This is a genomic window from Halomonas sp. 7T, assembly GCF_025643255.1.
Lineage (GTDB): Bacteria > Pseudomonadota > Gammaproteobacteria > Pseudomonadales > Halomonadaceae > Vreelandella.
Map to the genome: position 1 here is coordinate 2,851,161 of NZ_CP087112.1, position 17,785 is coordinate 2,868,945.

Annotated in this window: 14 protein-coding genes; all 14 read right to left on the reverse strand. The window is 56.1% G+C overall.

What is annotated here, in order from left to right; translation table 11 throughout:
• Positions 1 to 3: 3 nt before the first annotated feature.
• Entirely contained in the window at positions 4 to 2,727 is a 2,724-nt protein-coding gene (locus tag LOS15_RS13330; RefSeq protein ID WP_263066427.1) for an EAL domain-containing protein, read from the reverse strand.
• Positions 2,724 to 4,727, reverse strand: a complete 2,004-nt coding sequence (locus LOS15_RS13335) for a sensor domain-containing diguanylate cyclase (protein WP_263066428.1) — start codon at positions 4,725 to 4,727, stop codon at positions 2,724 to 2,726. Before LOS15_RS13335 ends, LOS15_RS13330 begins: the two co-directional genes overlap by 4 nt.
• Positions 4,728 to 4,747: 20 nt before the next feature.
• Positions 4,748 to 5,422, reverse strand: a complete 675-nt coding sequence (locus LOS15_RS13340) for a flagellar motor protein MotB (RefSeq protein WP_263066429.1) — start codon at positions 5,420 to 5,422, stop codon at positions 4,748 to 4,750.
• Between the two features lie 4 nt (positions 5,423 to 5,426).
• On the reverse strand, positions 5,427 to 6,242 hold the full coding sequence (locus tag LOS15_RS13345; protein ID WP_263066430.1) for a motility protein A: 816 nt from the start codon (positions 6,240 to 6,242) through the stop codon (positions 5,427 to 5,429).
• A gap of 39 nt (positions 6,243 to 6,281) precedes the next feature.
• Positions 6,282 to 6,983, reverse strand: a complete 702-nt coding sequence (locus LOS15_RS13350) for an RNA polymerase sigma factor FliA (RefSeq protein ID WP_263066431.1) — start codon at positions 6,981 to 6,983, stop codon at positions 6,282 to 6,284.
• Positions 6,984 to 7,010: 27 nt separating this feature from the next.
• Positions 7,011 to 7,448, reverse strand: coding sequence for a flagellar protein FlhE (locus LOS15_RS13355; RefSeq protein WP_263066432.1), 438 nt, complete (start codon positions 7,446 to 7,448; stop codon positions 7,011 to 7,013).
• 72 nt (positions 7,449 to 7,520) lie between these two features.
• Positions 7,521 to 8,087, reverse strand: a complete 567-nt coding sequence (locus LOS15_RS13360; protein WP_263066433.1) for a hypothetical protein — start codon at positions 8,085 to 8,087, stop codon at positions 7,521 to 7,523.
• Entirely contained in the window at positions 8,084 to 10,258 is a 2,175-nt protein-coding gene (flhF, locus tag LOS15_RS13365; protein ID WP_263066434.1) for a flagellar biosynthesis protein FlhF, read from the reverse strand. The genes LOS15_RS13360 and flhF overlap by 4 nt, the downstream gene beginning before the upstream one ends.
• Before the next feature lie 68 nt (positions 10,259 to 10,326).
• Complete coding sequence (gene flhA, locus LOS15_RS13370) at positions 10,327 to 12,408, reverse strand: flagellar biosynthesis protein FlhA (RefSeq protein ID WP_263066435.1); 2,082 nt, start codon at positions 12,406 to 12,408, stop codon at positions 10,327 to 10,329.
• Positions 12,405 to 13,571 (reverse strand): flagellar biosynthesis protein FlhB, encoded by a 1,167-nt coding sequence (flhB, locus tag LOS15_RS13375; RefSeq protein ID WP_263066436.1) that lies wholly within the window; start codon positions 13,569 to 13,571, stop codon positions 12,405 to 12,407. Before flhB ends, flhA begins: the two co-directional genes overlap by 4 nt.
• A gap of 116 nt (positions 13,572 to 13,687) precedes the next feature.
• On the reverse strand, positions 13,688 to 14,383 hold the full coding sequence (gene cheZ / locus LOS15_RS13380; protein ID WP_263066437.1) for a protein phosphatase CheZ: 696 nt from the start codon (positions 14,381 to 14,383) through the stop codon (positions 13,688 to 13,690).
• A 43-nt stretch (positions 14,384 to 14,426) separates the two neighbouring features.
• Positions 14,427 to 14,816 carry a chemotaxis response regulator CheY gene (cheY, locus tag LOS15_RS13385; protein WP_249979001.1) on the reverse strand — a complete coding sequence of 130 codons (390 nt, stop codon included), beginning with the start codon at positions 14,814 to 14,816 and terminating at the stop codon, positions 14,427 to 14,429.
• A gap of 64 nt (positions 14,817 to 14,880) precedes the next feature.
• Positions 14,881 to 16,566, reverse strand: a complete 1,686-nt coding sequence (locus LOS15_RS13390) for a methyl-accepting chemotaxis protein (protein WP_263066438.1) — start codon at positions 16,564 to 16,566, stop codon at positions 14,881 to 14,883.
• A gap of 72 nt (positions 16,567 to 16,638) precedes the next feature.
• Positions 16,639 to 17,700 (reverse strand): chemotaxis response regulator protein-glutamate methylesterase, encoded by a 1,062-nt coding sequence (locus tag LOS15_RS13395; RefSeq protein WP_263066439.1) that lies wholly within the window; start codon positions 17,698 to 17,700, stop codon positions 16,639 to 16,641.
• Positions 17,701 to 17,785: the final 85 nt, after the last annotated feature.

The window sequence follows — 17,785 nt, forward strand, 5'->3', positions numbered from 1 at the left end:
TGCCTATGCGGTCTCTGGTAGCTGTAAATATTCAATCGGCTGAGGCCGTGAGAAGAAGTAGCCCTGATAGGCAAGACACCCTTGCGCGTTCAGCCAGTCGCGATGTGCCTGGGTCTCGACCCCTTCGGCAATGAGCTCTAATTCTAGGCTGTGGGCCAACGCAATCACCGTCCGCACAATCGCGGCATCAGCCGGATCTTCTAGCACGTCTCGAACAAAGGACTGATCAATTTTAAGCTGATCCAAAGGGAGCTGTTTGAGGTAGGCCAAGGAGGAGTAGCCGGTACCGAAATCATCCAGCGAGAAACGAATACCTAACTGCCGCAACGCCTCCATGCGGCAGCGCACTTCTGCGATGTCCTCCATTAGAAGCGACTCGGTCACCTCTAGCTTTAGCCGCTGCGGCTTTGCCCCAGTGCGTGCCAACACGGCTTTGACTTGCTCAACAAAGCCCTCCTGGCGAAACTGGTTAGGGCTAACGTTAACCGCAGCACTCAGCGCTGAGGTATGCGGCTGCCGCGACCACTCGACTAGCTGCCAACAAGCAGTTTCCAACACCCACTCGCCAATCATGCCAATAAGGTGTGTTTCTTCGGCTAGTGGAATAAAAACGCCCGGCGAGACAACCCCACGCTCGGGATGGCACCAGCGCACTAGCGCCTCAACGCCCACCACCTGTCCATGTTCGTTTACTTGCGTTTGGTAATAAAGCGATAGCTGCTGTCGCTCAACCACATGGCGCAGGTCGGACTCTAACTGTGCACGCTCCATGATGGCGGTCTGCATAGAGGGGTCAAAAAAGCACAGGGCGTTACGACCAGAGGCTTTGGCTTGGTACATCGCCAAATCTGCCTGCTGTAAAATTTCGCTGACGCCTACCTCCTTCCCAGCAAATAGCGTCACGCCAATGCTGCCTGAAATTTGTAGCGGGTGGTCATCAATGACCAGCGGCTCCCTGAGTGCCGCCAGTAGCTTATAAGCCACGCCTTCTGCATGCTGTGCCGCCGTCGCAAGGTCACTTCCCAGCTCATGCAGCATCACCACAAACTCGTCACCGCCTAGGCGAGCGGCGGTATCGCTATCACGTACGATCCCTGCTAGCCGCTTAGCCACCGATACCAGTAACGCATCGCCTAAATAGTGGCCTAGGCTGTCGTTAATGGTTTTGAAGTTGTCCAGGTCAATAAACATGACCGCGCTGTAATGAGACTTCTGGTGTGTCTCCTGCTGACGCGCCTCAATACGATCAATTAAGAGACGTCGGTTGGGCAGTCCGGTAAGCGCATCAAAAAACGCTAGCTGATGAATTTCCTGCTCCGCGGCTTTGCGCTGGGTAATATCGCTTAACGTGGCGACATAGTGGGTAATCGCCCCGTCATCGTTACGCACTACGCTGATGGTCAGCCACTGGGGATAAATTTCGTCATTCTTACGCCGATTCCACACTTCGCCTTGCCAGCTATCTTGCTGATTGAGTGATAGCCACATCTGACGATAAAACGCCGCATCATGGCGACCAGAATTCAACATGCTGGGCGTATGTCCGACTACCTCGTGCTCCGCGTAACCGGTAATCTGACTAAAGGTGTGGTTCACCTGCACAATGCGGTTATCCGCATCGGCAATAAACATGCCCAGGTGGGTTTCAAACGCCATAGCCGCGATTTTGAGCTGAGCAGCCTCAAGCTCGGTGGCTTGCTGCGCTTTCTTTCGTGCCGCCACTTCCTGGGTCAGTTGAAAACGGTGTTCACGTAAGCCTTGCTCTGCCGCGTAAAGGCGTCGATAGTGATGAAAAGCCGTTGCCCCTAATGCCGCTAACAGCCCCACAATCACTAAGATAATCCAAAAGCGACGCCACCAGTCGGATAGATAAAAGGTCGTGTCTTCTCCACTAATCACTAACCAGGGTGCATCGCTCAAGCGCCGCACGCTAAACAGTCGCTGCGTGTTATCTAGCGGTGAGACGCGTTCCCAGGTGGCCTCTATGTCACCACTGGCTAAAAAATGCGCCAACTCAGGCGTACTGACCTCACGGCCCAGCGTGGCAGGCACTTCCGCGCCTCTCTGGGAACGCTGCATAATAACGCGGGGCGTTGAATCTAATAGCGCTAGGCTCGCGCCGTCGTTCAGAGTCAAACGCCCCATCAGCTGCACAAAATAAGCCGGATCTAGCCGTGCAACGATATAGGCCTGTGGCTCATCAGCGCTGCTTTCTACACGTAATACGTGCAGCAAGCGTAGCCCACCTGCTTGTTCTGACTGATAAAGGCGCGTGACGGCATCGCGGCGGTCGCCATGCTCGGCTAACGCAGCAAAAACATCGTGTACCCCCACCTCAAACCGTGTGTTCTGACGCGAAAGCGTTGAGGCTAATACGTTACCGCGCAGATCCACCAGCCCCACTTCGTCCCACAGGGCGACTTGGTCGCGTTGCTGCGTCAAATAGTCAGTCAGCACGGTGGTGGCCAGGCGCTCCTCGCGCGCAAGCCGATAGAGCGCTTCTACACTTTCAAGGGCATGGCGCGAGGTATCAAGGGCGCTGCCTAGCCATTCCGCCACCACATCGGCACTTGCGCCGGTGCGCGACTGCGCAGAAGCCCGCTGATCGAGGTAGTAGGTGCGCATCTCCCATGCCACCAGCGAAATGATACTTAACAGTAATAAGCCTCCCAGGCACCCTACCCATCGCGGTGAGAGGTGCCGCCACTTATCATTCCAATACCTCAAAATGGCTCCTTAATCGCAACTTCAACGCGATTACGCCCGGTGCGTTTTGCCTGATACATCGCCTTATCGGCTTGGGCGACGATGGTTTTACAGCTATCACCGGGGTGCCACGCCGCCACGCCTACACTAACCGTGACCGGCTGCGTTAACCCGTCAACTTCTAGCGTCGTCACGAGGTGGCGTAGCCGCTCGGCCAACCCGACTGCCGCGTCAATATCGGAGTGCGTCGCAAGCACGACAAACTCTTCGCCGCCCCAGCGACCAAGATGATCACAGCCGCGTAATGACCCTTCCACTAAGCGGGCAAGCGATACCAGCACGTCATCGCCTAGGCTGTGGCCATGGTTATCGTTGATCTGCTTAAAGTGATCGACATCGAAGAGCAAAACAGCAAAGACCGCGCCGTAACGTTTAGCCGCCACCAGTTCAGCATCGATGGCTTGCTCAATGCGGTAGCGGTTCCACACCTGGGTCAGCGGATCAAAATGCGCCAGCTGCTCTAAGCGCTGATTGGCTTCGGCCAGCGCTTTGCGTTCGCACTCCAGGTACATATTAAGCGTGCTGATTTCGTAAGCCGAAATTGCCAGCGTTAGGTCTTCACCCAAGTCCACCGCCGCCAGGCGCTCAACCCGCTGCCACGCCTCGCTTTTACCCACCACTTCTTCATGCCATGCCGACGAGGGGGTGGCCAACGCCGCCTCCTGCGGAAACGTTTTAGGCTGCATTGCCCAGTAGAGACTTTCTATCTGTTCCGGACGAAAAAACAGCAGCCAACCTCGTTGAGCAGGATTAACAGGCAGAGGAACCGCGAGCACACCACACTGCTGGGGCATGGACAGCGACGCGGTGAGCGGCTCTTTCGATATATGACGGGTGCACCACGGCCCGCTGTGGGCATGGGCTTTATCCAAACGCTTCACTAGCTGGCTAATGGTCTCTGGAGCCGGCGTATTGCCGGCCTGAAAAACGCTGCTCTTCGCCCATAGTGCCACGCCGTGGGAGCGAAACAGGGCCATCCAGGTATCCGCCTGGTCAGCTAACAGCTGCTGTGGGCTTTGCGGCTCGACGCGCGCCTTCGTTGAAAGTGCCAAACTATCCTGCACGCGCTGTAAATAGCGGGCTTCTTGACGTGCCCGCAGCAGCAGCAGGCGCTGAGTCGCCATTTGCACCAGCATGCGCACCGCATCCCGCACGGGAGGGGGTACCGGATGAGGCGTCGCCGAATGACAAAACAGCAGCCCCCATAGCCCCGTATCACTCTGCATAGCAACGCTTAATGTTCCGCGCACGCCGAGACGTCGAAGATAACGTTGACGCTCTGGAGCAGGCGCACGCAAAAAACTGTCGTTAAGAGCAACAGGGCAGTCCCTGGGGACTAAATGCTCCCCCGGCGCAGCGACATCTTCAATGAGGCGCACCGGATGGCGCTCATAGGCAAGACGTAGAGAAAGGGGGAAATCACTGGCGGGAAAACGTTGGCCAAGCAGCGTCGGTAGGTTGTCATCGCGCGCTTCGGCGACAATAAGACCGTGCCAGTCGCTGTCAAAATGGCAGATCGTCACACGGTCATGACCGGTCAGCTCTTGAACAGTCCGCACCAGGTAGTCGAGCAGCTCTTCTTGGTGGCTCGCTTCTGTCAGCCTCAGCAAGCGATCATTCACGGTGCCTAATAGACGCCGTTTAGCGATAGGTGTGAGTGGTTCAACTTCCACCACAACGTAGGCGCCTGAACGGTAGGCATAAAGCTGAAAACGCGTTGCACTCGCCGGACGCGTAAAGGTTAACGGCCCAGCTAGACGTTGTTGGCCTTTTAGTTCCCGGCGCAGCCGCTGGCTCAAGCGCTTACCCAGTACACCCGACAGCGTTTGAACACGGTCGTGGGTAACGGCCGTGCCAACGAGTGCCGCCAGGTTGCTACTGACAGCTTGAATCCGCCAACTGTCCGCATCCAGCACCAGCAGTGCGCCAAACGACTGAAGTAAAGGGTGATACTTCGACACAAAAATAGCCTCGAAAAAATCTATTCACCCTCAAGCTGCTGTTTTAGCAACAGCTCAACGCGACGATTGGCTGCTCTACCTTCTAGCGTCGCGTTGCTTTCCATGGGTTGGGTATCGGCATATCCGACCGCCCGCATTCGTGAAACAGCGATTCCCTGGCGTTCAAGGTGGCGAACAACCGCAATCGCGCGACCTACAGAAAGCTCCCAATTCGACGGGAATCGTGACGTAGCAATGGGTATATTATCAGTATGTCCTTCTACCGAAATTTGACCTTCAAAAGCCTCAAGCGTGGCTGTCAGGCTTTCTAGCACATTTTGCCCTTGGGGCGTGAGCACAGCATCGCCACTGGGGAACAAAAGGCTATCATCGATACGCAGGGTGACGCCTTCCCGGCCCTGGGAAACGCTGACACCAGGAATGTTTAGCCCCGCCATTTGTGGCCGCAGCCCTTGATGACGCGGCTTGATACCCGTGGCCAGGGTCGCAAGGGGCAGCGATGTAATCGCGCTGGCCAAGCGCATGTTGTCGCTATCCGATGCCTCCCCGCCCCCTGGTGGCGTTAACGCCAGCAGTAGCACAAACAGGGTGATCAACAGCGTTAAAACGTCCAGATAGCTCGTTAACCAGCTCTCATCCCCCTCGCCTTCGGCAATGGGCATTTCCAGCGCATGACGGGCTTCACTATTCAGCATGGCGCTACCCTTTTGTCGATGGGCTAGGCGCTTCGCGCGGCTTCACGTTAGCGTCGCGGATTTCATCGTGGTAGTTAGCAACAAATGAGTTCAGTGTTTCTTCAATAAACGAAGGCAGGCGGCGCTTGGTAATCAGCGATATGCCTTCGAGCACCATGTTCATGGTGATAAGGCGCTCTTCGGTGCGCCGCTCCAGCTTAACGGCAACCGGCTTAAACACTAAGTTGGCGAGCAAAATGCCATAAAACGTGGTGAGCAAGGCAACGGCCATGCGCGGTCCAATGACTTCTAGGTCGCCTGCATCCATGACTTCAAGCATATTGACCAACCCCACCAAGGTGCCAATCATGCCAAAAGCAGGCGCATAGGTGGCCATCGTGCGGAAAATTTGTGCCTCTGCATGTTCTCGCGCTTTTAACCGTGCGATGCGCCAGCGCAGCATATCGAAAATCTCATCCTCTTTGGTATTCGCAATCACCAGCTGAATACCCGTGCGTAGAAATGGATTTCGGGTATGTTCTAGCTCTTTTTCCACCGCTCGCACGTCGCCTTTAAACCATAGCCGAGACATCGATACCAGCTCATTAATGTCGTCTCGCACGTAGGTGTTTTCACGACGAAACACTAAACCGACCAAGCGCACGACCCTGAGCACTTCTTTCAGTGGGTAGCTGATAAACGTCGCCGCCAGCGTGCCGGTGATGACAATCGCAAGGCCTGGCAAATTCAGAAAGCTTTCGGGGGACTCTGCGGTAAAAAACAGTACGCTGACAAGCAGTAGGATGCTGGCAGATATACCGATTAGCGTAGATGGATTCATCAACGGCTCCTCGCCGGGTTCAAATACGTGAGTGAGAGATTAATGGGCATCGTGCAGGCGGGCGCGTAAACGGCTAACAGCCTGACTATGCAGCTGGGAAACACGCGACTCCGTCACGCCCAGCACAGCACCCACCTCTTTTAAATTCATCTCTTCTTGGTAGTACAGCGCCATTAACAGCTTTTCTCGCTCGGGCAGCGCCTCAATCGCTTCAATCAGGGCTTGCCGCTGCTGGGCACCCAGCAGCTGGTCAAACAGCCTATTGCCAGCGTCGCCGCCGCTAGGCTCTCCACCCTCTCCGACAAGCTCTTCAAACGGCAGCAGCTGGCCGCTATTGGTATCATTAAGCAGCTGCTGATAGTCGCTAAGCGGCATCCCTAAGTCACGGGCAATCTCCCCCTCGTCGGGCGCGCGGCCTAGCTGTTGCTCTAGCCGACGCACCGCCTCATCCATTGCCCTAGCCGAACGCCGCACGCTGCGGGGAAGCCAATCGCGCGTGCGTAGCTCGTCCATCATCGCGCCACGGATTCGCTGGCTAGCAAAGGTCGCAAAAGTCGCGCCCTGGGCCGCATCAAAACGCCCAAGGGCTTCTAATAACCCCACCATCCCCGCCTGGATCAGATCATCTAGCTCGATACTTGCGGGCAGTCTCACCTGCAGCGTTAAGGCCTGACGTCTCACCAGCGGCATGTATTGCGTTAACAGCTCACTCTGTTTGATCCTGCCTTGTGCTGTATACATCCTCGTGCCTCGCGGCTGAACTACTTGTTACTGGTAATTCACGATTGCTTGTAGCCCCTGTATCCGCACCGGCCGCTGGCCAGGCATTAAGGCAAAACGAAAATACAGCGGCGCATCGGCGTGCTTACCTGCCAATGCCAGGGTAGTGCCTCGCATGCTGTTCAGTGGAACGCACTGTTCTGGGTGGCATAGCCACGCATTGACCAGCGCCGCGGGTGGTGCCTCATACCGCCATTGAATCCTGTCGATGACGGCATTGCCCACTTGCGCTGCATTCGGTGCCACGATGGGGCCGCTGCTGCTGACCCTATCGCTCATGGCAACCATGACGCTGGGAACGTGACTGCTCCAACTGCCAGGCGCTGCCTGCACGTGACTGGCTAGCGCCATGGCGCTAAGCATTATCAGCAGAATCAGCGCGACAATTTTTAATTTCATTCTGCCTTGCTGGCGTTGTCGCTGCATAGGTTCCCCCGGTAACGCTGATAGGCAGTGGCCTCTGCCAATACCCGCTGACTTATGAGCGCTGCGGCTCCCTTATCGAGCAAGCAACAGCAGCTCGGTGTCTAAATAACTTGCGGCTGCTTCTCGCAAGTTATCGAGTAATCCTTGGCGTGGCAAGTGAGGTTCATGTAGCGCCAACAGGCGCTTTGGGCCTTTGTTGTCATGCACTTGCCGCAAAATTCGATACATGGACATAAACGCATCCGCATCGCTATTAACCCACAATGCCCAGCGTGAATAACGGGCCGATAGCAATGGGAGGTTAGCGGTTGCAGGATCAACCAAATGTATGTCCCAGTCATCAGGGTTTCCAGCCCAGCGACGCCCGAGCGCCGACCATTGGCTGAGGCGACTTTTGACTTTATTCACCTGATATTGATGGGAGGATAAGCCCACCACAACTAGCGGCTGCTTCACCGCTGGCGGTACCTCTACGGTAGGCTGCATCGCGGATACAGCATAAGCAGAAGCCGCTTCCTGTGAGACAGGTGCGGCGGGAGATGCCTCAGCCATTAGCGTATCTTCAGGCATTTCTCCACGCTGCTGGCGCTGTAAATCTGCCCATTTACGCAGCCCTGCCGCCTGATCCTGGCTGCTCATACCACGCCCTCTCGGCTAACGCTGCCTAGCTGGCGAATCGCATCACGGGCCATAAAGGCATGAATTAAGCCATCAAGCAAAGCGGTATCTCGCCGCTTCCGCTGGGTACCTAGCAGCAACATAATATCGGTACGCAGCGCCAAAGCAGCGTCATCGTCAGCACTGTCTAAATGCCCTGCCACGGCAGCAGCGCCGCTGGCCATTAGCAAGCGCACTTCTGTACTGATATCACCGCTATCGGCTTCTTTAAGCTGCTGCCATGCGCGCTTGGTCAAGGCAGTGACGCCTTCGCCTTGCAGCTGGGTCGCCAGCAGAGAAACTGCTTCTGCTCCCAACCGCACGGGGGTCACCCAATACCTTCGGGCAACGCGCTTAGCGCTTTCGGGGTCACGTATTTCACCGTACCAAGCGAGTAGCGCATTGCCCGCAGCGTCGGTCACCTCGGCGTAAGCACTCCATAGCTGCATCGGCTGACCACGGAAACGCACGCTGATATGGTGCGTCAGCGTGCTGTCGATAAACAGCTGGCGCTGAGCATAACGCGCGCCCTGGGAGTATACCCGCTGTCCGGCAGGCACTAGGCTGACCCAGGTCAGATGTTGGGCTTCAAGCCATGCCAGCGCCTCGGCATCAGGGAGTGCAGGCAGTAGATGAACCGCTACGCCGAGCGCGTCGCCTTGCGCTGCCAGACGGGGCTGCCAACCCGCGGGTTGACGATGCTGTAAGTATGGTAGCGCCGCCCAAGCCCCGTTGGCGTCTAGCCCCATATCGGGCATTGACCAGTCACAGCCCCGCTCATTGCGACGAGGTGACCATGCCATCCCCAGGATGTTATCTGCTGCGGATGGACCCGCCAGCAAACGATCAAGCCGCTCATCCTGAACGGCGCTTGGCAACGCCGCTATATCCCATACCGCCTCTAAGCGCGCAAAATCCGCTACCCGTTGGCGGAGCCTCGTCAGTACCGATGACAGCCGACGCCCCTGCCCCAGCACATCCCGCGACCAGCGTGGCAAACTGAGCGACGCAGCAGCAGGCTGGCGAGCTGATGTTGCTTGGCTGCTCAGCGCCTGATCGATAAGCGCTGCCGGATTCGCCACCGCCATATCTTCGGGTACCTGCTGTCCATGGGAACCAAACAGCACGCGCATTCCATGACGCATGATAATATCGAGCACCGGTGCTAGGCGTCCGGCTTCATCCTGTTTGGTGATAATACAGTCGTCTAGCTCGGCGCCCGCTGCTCGGGCCGCTTGACGGTAGCGTAGTACGACTTCTTCCAGGGTTTCTGGCTGGCTGGCGGCATTTAATAACAGCACCAACCGCACCGACGACTGCCCTCCCTGTAGGTGGGCAATCTGTTCAATCACCCGCTGGTCACGCTGGCTCATACCGACAGTATCGATAATCACCCACTGTTTACCCTGCAACCGACCTAAGAGATCGTCAATCGGCTGCTCAGCATCGAGGGCATACATGGGTGTATCCAGCAGCCGTGCATAAATACGCAGCTGCTCATGGGCGCCAATACGGAAGCTATCGGTAGTGACAAGCGCCACCGGACGCGTGCCATGGCGCATCACGAAACGTGCCGCGAGCTTGGCGGTGGTAGTGGTTTTACCCACACCCGTTGGCCCCACTAGTGCAACAATGCCCGTTTGGTCGAAAAAGCTGTTTTCCTGGGCCAGTACGGGTAAGCGGGCCATCAGCTGTTCGCGCAGCCAGACAAGCGGCTGATCGCTATCATCGGCGGCGGTTATAAGCGCGTCGGGTAGCCCCGCCAGCACTTCGCTGCTCAACTCATCGCTAAAACCGACGCGAGCAAGTAGCTGACGCAGCCTTGTAGACGTATCTCCTGCTACGGAAGCGCTAGTTGCTTGCTGCTGGCGGGTTAACAATTCCCGCATATCCTGCATTTCACGCAGCAAGCGCTCGCTCATGGCCTGAAGCGGATCAGCGGTGGGCGCTGAGAACGCAGGCGTAGCGGCGCGTTCCGGCTCTGGCGTGGGGGATGGGTCAAAATGGTCGACCGCCTCATCTGCCATGGCCAAAATCTCAACGCCGCCCTCGGTGCGTCGGTTAGCGAGGATCAGGGCGTCATCGCCCAGCGCCTCACGCACCTGGCGCATCACATCACGGCTATTTGCTCCGACAAAACGTCTAACACTCATGCTTTACCTTTTGCCTCTGCTTGAATGGCTGCCACCGCTTCATCGGCGTTTATGGCTATCTGCGCTCGCTAGCGCCCACCCACAATGGTGGTCACCCTTAGCGTACGGTCATCCGGCACCTCCGCCTGAGACATCACCACCATATGGCGCATGCGGCGACGCAGGAAGCGCGACAGCACCGCGCGTAACGAGTGTTGCACCACCAATACAGGGGCTTCACCACTGGCTTCGTGCTGCTCTAGCGCTTGCTGTGCCTGGTTCATTAAGGTCTCTGCTAAGCCAGGCTCCATAGCCCCGTTGCCGTTCATCGCCTGAATAAGCACTTGTTCTAGCTGAGCATCCAATCCCATCACATGGAGTGTTTCCTGACCAGCAAACCACTGTTGGGTAATAGCCCGGCCTAGCGCAATGCGTACTAACGCGGTGAGTTCATTGGGGTCTTTCTGCTGCCCCGCATGCTCCGCCAAGGTATCCAACACGGTACGCATATCACGGATAGAAACATCTTCATCCAACAGGTTCTGCAGAATACGCTGGAGTACCGTCAGAGAAATCGCTTTTGGCACCACCTCTTCCACCAGCGATTTCTGCTCATCCCCCAGCTTGTCTAGCAGCTTCTGCACTTCCTGGCGGCCAAGCATTTCCGGCGAGTGGCGGTGCAACAGGTGATTTAAGTGCGTGGCAATGACCGTGCTGGCATCCACTACCGTGTAACCATACACCTGCGCATGCTCACGCTGACTGGCATCAATCCAAATGGCTGGAAGCCCAAACGCAGGCTCTTGAGTGGGCGTCCCCTGCAGCTCGCCGGACACCTGCCCCGGATCAATGGCTAGCCACTTGCCGGGCTGTGCCTCGGCACGCCCGATCTCCGCCCCTTTCATCGAAAGAACATAGGTGTTGGGAGAAAGCTCCAAGTTATCGCGTATATGCACGACTGGAGGTAAAAAACCTACTTCCTGGGCAAACTTTTTGCGCACACTTTTGATCCGGCCCAACAGCTCCCCTTTTTGGCGCGAATCCACCAGCGGAATCAAGCGGTGTCCCACCTCCAGGCCCAGGGTATCGACTAGTTGGACATCTTCCCAGCTCGCTTCGGGGGTTTCCTGCACCGGTGGAGGGGCCGCGGCAATTTCCTCCTTGACCAGTGCCTTGTCTTTTTGGCGGATCAACACCCATGCCAGCCCCGCAAGTACCCCTGTAAAAATCAGGAAAACAAGATTAGGCATGCCGGGCACCATGCCCAGCAGCCCCATCACAATGGCGGCCAGAATCATCACTTGGGGGTTAACGAACAGCTGGCTGATCATTTGCTGACCAACGTCCTGGTCGGTATTGACCCGCGAGACCGTGACACCCGCTGCGGTTGAGATCACCAGCGCCGGTATCTGGGCGACCAAACCGTCGCCAATGGTCAGCAACGTATAGGTGCGGGCCGCATCGGCAAATCCCATATCGTGCTGCATCATGCCGATCAGCAGACCGCCGATAATATTCACCACCATAATGACCAGGCCGGCCATAGCGTCACCGCGAACAAATTTACTAGCACCGTCCATTGAACCGTAAAAATCAGCCTCTTGGGCGACTTCGGCACGACGCTTTTTAGCGTCTTCTTCGCCAATCAAACCCGCATTCAAGTCGGCATCAATGGCCATCTGCTTGCCGGGCATGGCATCCAGCATAAAGCGGGCGCCCACTTCGGCAATCCGCCCGGCCCCCTTGGTAATTACCATGAAGTTGATAATCACGAGGATTAAAAAGACCACCAGACCAACCGCAAAGTTACCCCCTACCAAGAAGGTACCAAACGCCTCGATGACTTTACCTGCCGCATCGCCACCTTGGTGCCCTTCCATGAGAACCACGCGGGTAGACGCAACGTTGAGCGACAGACGCAGCAACGTGGTAAACAGCAGCACCGCCGGAAACGCCGCAAAATCCAGCGGCTTTTGCGCAAACATGCTGACCAACAGCACCATAATGGCCAGGGCAATATTGAAGGTGAAGAGTAAGTCCAGCGCAAACGGCGGCAGGGGCAGAATCATCATGCCCAAAATCATTAGAATCAGCAGCGGCCCAGCGAGCAGCTTCATGCGGACATCGCCCATCCAGTCACGCTGATTGATCAATTGGCCTAAGCCTTTCATGACTGCGCCTCACTGCCACCGGCGCGGGGGCCGGGACTATCCATATCCGGGGGAACCGGCAAATTATCGGGGGTGGGGGGCACCTCGCCTCCTTGTTGTGCAACATGCTTCAGACGGTAAGCCCAGGCCATCACTTCGGCGACGGCGGTATACAGTTCCGCAGGCACTTCGGCTTCTAAGTCCACATGATGATACAGGGCACGGGCCAAGGGTGCTGCCTCCAATCGTGGCACACCCGCCTCTGAACCAATTTCACGGATGCGCGCCGCCACCGCATCGGCCCCTTTGGCAACGAGCCGGGGCGCACCCATACTGCCCTCCTGGTACGACAGTGCGACCGCATAGTGGGTAGGGTTGGTAATAATAACGTCAGCATCCGGCACTTTGCTCATCATGCGGCCACGCGCCATCGCCTGCTGCTGCTGACGAATGCGGCCTTTGACATGCGGATCACCCTCGGACTCTTTATGCTCTCGCTTTACCTCTTCTTTGCTCATGCGCAGCTTTTTGGCATTGCTCCATAGCTGAAAAGGTACGTCGATGAGGATAACCACCACCAGTGACAACACAATTAGCCCAGCGGCTAAGGCGGCCATATTGAGCGTGCTGACCAGCGCCTGCTGGATAGGCTGATCCATCAGCCCCATAAACCTACCGATATTAACGTACAAAAAAGCCGCCGCGACGCTACCTACGAGTACCGATTTGGCAATCGCTTTGGCTAGCTCAACCAGCGCCTGAGGCCCGAATAAGCGCTTCAAACCTTTGACAGGGTTGAGTTTTGAGAGCTTGGGCTGCATCGATTTTGCTGATACCAGCCACCCTCCCAGTAGCGCAGGCGCCACTAGCGCCACAACGGCAAGCAGTAGAAAAAGCGGAATCATGGCAAATAGGGTGCGCTGGCCAAGATCCAAGGCGTTCACCAGCATCGGAGTACTCTCCATCACCTGGCGACGCTCAAACAAAAACGCCTGCTCCATCACCATGCCTAACTGGTCATAGAGCATCTGCCCCATGCTCCACAGGCCTATCACACCCCCTAATAGCAGCATAAAGGTAGTGAGCTCTCGGGAACGAGGCACCTGCCCCTCTTCACGCGCTTTATCTAAGCGCCTGGGGGTGGCCTCTTCAGTTTTTTCCTGATCGCTGTCGTTATCTGCCATGCTACTACCCGGCCTGTCGTACGCGGCTCACCATAAATTCAGCCGCCCTAGAAGGCGGCTGAACAAAAGCCTATAGTGCCAGATGCGGCTTGTTACAATGTCTTAATAACAACGCATTAAAAGCCTAATTCGTCCAATAAGTCATCTACCTGATCTTGGCCTGTGACGATATCCGGGGCATTCTCCTGCACTTGAGGGCCGTTGAGAAGATCCTCGTTACGCCGCGCATTTTCGTTTTTCCACTGATCTTCGGCCTTACGCTGCATGTTTTCGCGCGCTTGTGCGCCCGGCACGTTGTCAATCAACACCTGCACCAGCTGATGTTCGATCTCGCGAATCACATCCATCATTTTCTTGATGACTTGGCCGGTCAGATCCTGGAAGTCCTGTGCCATCATGATTTCCAGCAGCTCTTTATTGGTGTCTGCGGTTATGGTGGGCACATCGCTTAGGTAAGTGCGCGTTTCTTTTACCAGCGCCTTAGCGTCATCAAGCTCCTGGGGGGCCTCAAACCAAGCCTCCCAACGCTTATCTAGCGCTTCAGCGCGCTCAGACAGCTGATCCTGCAGCGGCTGTGCGCGGTCAATAGCGTTTAGTGCTCGGTCGGCCGCCTGCTCCGTCATGGTCGCCACGTAGTGAAGACGGTCACGCGCGTCAGGAATCGCTTCCGCCGCTTTTTCAATCTCTTTGTCTAGCCCCAGCTCACGCATATTATCGCGCAGCATACGGGTCAGCTTGCCGATGCGATGGATAAGCTCTTCAGCGGCTTCTTCAGGCAGTTGGGCAGTGTTTTCCTGCTCATTCTGGCTCATTGTCGTGTCTCCTTGCTCACCGAGCCACCAAGGCTCAGCCGCATTATTTACCCATCTTGTCGAAGATTTTATTCAGCTTCTCTTCTAGGGTAGCGGCAGTGAACGGCTTAACGACGTAGCCGTTAGCGCCTGCTTGGGCAGCGGCAATAATGTTCTCTTTTTTCGCTTCAGCCGTCACCATCAGTACCGGCAAATCTTTGAGCGCCTCGTCTTGGCGAATCTCTTTGAGCATTTCCAAGCCGTCCAGGTTGGGCATGTTCCAGTCAGAGACCACAAACTCAAAGTTGCCTGCTCGCAGCTTATTCAACGCGTCTTGACCATCCTCAGCCTCATCCACGTTGGTAAAGCCCAGCTCTTTTAACAAGCTGCGGACAATCCGACGCATGGTGGGAAAATCGTCAACTACCAGAAAACTCATGTTCTTATCGGCCATTGGTCATCCTCTCATCAAACACATGGGTTAGGGTGACTGGAAATTCAGTCAGGGTTGATTACGGTTAAAACTCTTCCCACTCATCGTGGTGATTTTTCTGAGCCGTGCCTCTCTGGGCGACAGGCCGTGCCGCTGGTGCCAGCTGCGCCGGCGCGGTAGACCGCGGCAACTCATAACGCTGCCCTTCAGCTTCCAGCAGCTTAAAGACAGCCACAGCTTCTTCTAGCCTGCTCGCTTGCTCTTCAAGCGAGGAAGCAGCCGCGGTGGCTTGCTGAACCAAGGCGGCGTTTTGCTGGGTCACTTCGTCCATTTGCCCCACCGCTTGGCTAACCTGCACAATACCGTCGCTCTGCTCCTGAGACGCTGCGGAGATCTCATCCATGATGTCGGTAACCCGGCGCACGGCAGTAACCACGTCGCTCATTGTGCTGCCCGCCTGCTCTACCAGGGTAGAGCCTTGCTTTATTTGCGAGACCGAGGCATCAATCAGCGTTTTGATCTCTTTAGCCGCATCCGCGCTACGGCTCGCCAGGTTGCGCACTTCACCTGCGACAACAGCAAAACCGCGCCCTTGCTCACCGGCACGCGCTGCTTCTACCGACGCGTTCAGGGCCAATATATTGGTTTGAAAGGCAATTGAGTCAATCACGCTAGTGATGTCAGCGACTTTTTGCGAGCTGGTGGAGATACCATGCATCGTTTGCACGACCTGCTCGACCACTTGCCCGCCCTGCTCAGCGGTGGTGGATGCATCTGCCGCCAGGGTGCTCGCTTGGCGTGCATTATCGGCGTTCTGCTTCACTGTCGCGGTCATCTGCTCCATGCTGGCAGCAGTTTCTTCAATGGAGGCTGCCTGCTGTTCGGTACGCGATGATAAATCGGCATTACCACTGGCAATTTCTCGGGTGCCATGATGAATTTCGCTGCTACCCTCGCGCACTTTAGACACGATACCCGTGAGGTTTTGCTGCATCACCGCCATGGCAGCAAACAGTTGCCCTATCTCGTTTTTGCCTGACGCTGGCAGCGGTTCGGTTAAGTCGGCCTCAGCAATTTTATCCAAGCGGCGAGTCGCATCAGTCAGCGGTGAAATCACCGTACGGCGTAGCCCAATGTAAATCAGCACCGTCAGCAGCAGCGCAAAAAACGTCGCAATCGCGTTAATCAGGGTAAAGAAATTCCCCTGCGCATCGGCATCACTGCGAATCTCCCTGACAAGCTGAAACGCGTAATTAATGAAGTCAGTTGAGCTATCGGACAAATTTGCCAGCGGCCCCACAAGTTCGCCACGTAGGCGGTTATAAGTAGTGATATCCATTGCTTCGAAAGTAACAAGCTGCTGTTTTAAAAGGATCAGCACGTCCTCAAAATCTTCAATCAAGACATTAGCAAACGTATTGCCTTGCGATGTTATCCGAGGTGTCGCGACGAAATTCGCAAAACGCTGCTCAGAGCGCTCAATCCGATCGGCCGCAAGGGCTATCTGCTCATTCGACTGACGCGTCTGCCCCACCATCAGATAGTTTGAGGCTGTTTCCATCGCGTACATTGCTTCGTTTAACAGCGAATCGGCACGGTTTATTTCGTTGAGCTGATCACTACTGATGCTGTCTAGCGTGGCTATGTTGTGCTGCGCACTGCGGTCTGAGACAAAGCTGATGCTTGCCAAAACTGCAACGATAGCGACAAAACTAATGAGTGCAGCAATCACTACTGCGTGAATACTCATATTGCGAAATAAGCGAGCCATAAACTTTCCCCCGTTGCCCTTATTGTGTTGATGGTGCGTTTTTTTAATAACGTATTGTTTTAATTATTACCGCTATACCCGCTGGGCGCGGCCAGACGACGCGACCAGCGCCATCAAGCGCGCTGGTATATCGTCTAACGCGACAACATCAACAGCGCCCCCAACGGCAATCGCCTCCCTGGGCATTCCAAAGACCACGCAGCTCTCTTCGTTTTGTGCAATGGTCGGCGCACCCGCTTGGCGCATCTCTAATAGCCCTGCAGCGCCGTCTTTTCCCATCCCGGTCAGGAGGACCCCAATGGCGTTCTTGCCGGCATGTTTTGAGGCCGAGTGAAACAGCACATCGACCGATGGCCGGTGACGATTAACCGGCGGGCCATCGTTGAGTCGTGCCACATAGTTAGCGCCGCTGCGGACGAGTTCAAGGTGCTGATCACCCGGTGCGATATAGGCATGGCCGGGCAGCACACGCTCACCATCAGTGGCTTCTTTCACGGTAATCCGGCACAGCCGATCCAACCGTTCAGCAAACGAGCGGGTAAAACCGCCCGGCATGTGTTGGGTGATTAAAATAGCAGGCGCATTGGCGGGCAAGGGTTCCAACACGGCACGTATAGCTTCAGTACCACCGGTAGAGGCGCCAATGATGATCAGCTTCTCACTGGTGACTAACGGTGCTTTCAACTGTGCAGGAGGCGGCGTGTTTTTATGACGGGCCTGGCGGGGGCGGGAGCGTGCCGCAGCGCGCAACTTTTCAGCAATTTCGTTGGCGTACTCCATCATCCCGTTGCGAATGCCTAGGCTCGGCTTCGCGACAAAGTCCAAAGCTCCTAGCTCAAGCGCCCGCAGGGTGATTTCAGAGCCGCTTTGTGTCAGTGATGACACCATTAGTACCGGCATGGGACGCAGACGCATTAGCCGTTCAAGAAAGTCCAAGCCATCCATCCGTGGCATTTCCACGTCGAGCGTCAACACATCGGGGTTGTGCTGCTTGATCAAATCCCTGGCCACAATGGGATCGGGCGCAACGGCAACCACTTCCATGTCTGGCTGTGAATTGATGATTTCGGTTAATAAATCACGAATCAGCGCCGAGTCATCGACACATAAGACTTTGATCTTGGCTGCGCTCAAAGCACGCCTCCTTTTACGGTAGCTACCTACTGTGCCATCTCGCATCCGCGCTAACACGGTCTGTTAACGGAGCGTACGCACATAA

Excerpts from the sequence above, each read along its gene's own strand:
- LOS15_RS13340 (WP_263066429.1), bottom strand. The coding sequence starts at position 5,422 with ATGCTGAATAGTGAAGCCCGTCATGCGCTGGAAATGCCCATTGCCGAA.
- cheY (WP_249979001.1), bottom strand. The coding sequence starts at position 14,816 with ATGGCCGATAAGAACATGAGTTTTCTGGTAGTTGACGATTTTCCCACC.
- LOS15_RS13350 (WP_263066431.1), bottom strand. The coding sequence starts at position 6,983 with ATGTATACAGCACAAGGCAGGATCAAACAGAGTGAGCTGTTAACGCAA.
- flhB (WP_263066436.1), bottom strand. The coding sequence starts at position 13,571 with ATGGCAGATAACGACAGCGATCAGGAAAAAACTGAAGAGGCCACCCCC.
- LOS15_RS13360 (WP_263066433.1), bottom strand. The coding sequence starts at position 8,087 with ATGAGCAGCCAGGATCAGGCGGCAGGGCTGCGTAAATGGGCAGATTTA.
- LOS15_RS13390 (WP_263066438.1), bottom strand. The coding sequence starts at position 16,566 with ATGGCTCGCTTATTTCGCAATATGAGTATTCACGCAGTAGTGATTGCT.
- cheZ (WP_263066437.1), bottom strand. The coding sequence starts at position 14,383 with ATGAGCCAGAATGAGCAGGAAAACACTGCCCAACTGCCTGAAGAAGCC.
- LOS15_RS13345 (WP_263066430.1), bottom strand. The coding sequence starts at position 6,242 with ATGAATCCATCTACGCTAATCGGTATATCTGCCAGCATCCTACTGCTT.
- flhA (WP_263066435.1), bottom strand. The coding sequence starts at position 12,408 with ATGAAAGGCTTAGGCCAATTGATCAATCAGCGTGACTGGATGGGCGAT.
- flhF (WP_263066434.1), bottom strand. The coding sequence starts at position 10,258 with ATGAGTGTTAGACGTTTTGTCGGAGCAAATAGCCGTGATGTGATGCGC.
- LOS15_RS13355 (WP_263066432.1), bottom strand. The coding sequence starts at position 7,448 with ATGCAGCGACAACGCCAGCAAGGCAGAATGAAATTAAAAATTGTCGCG.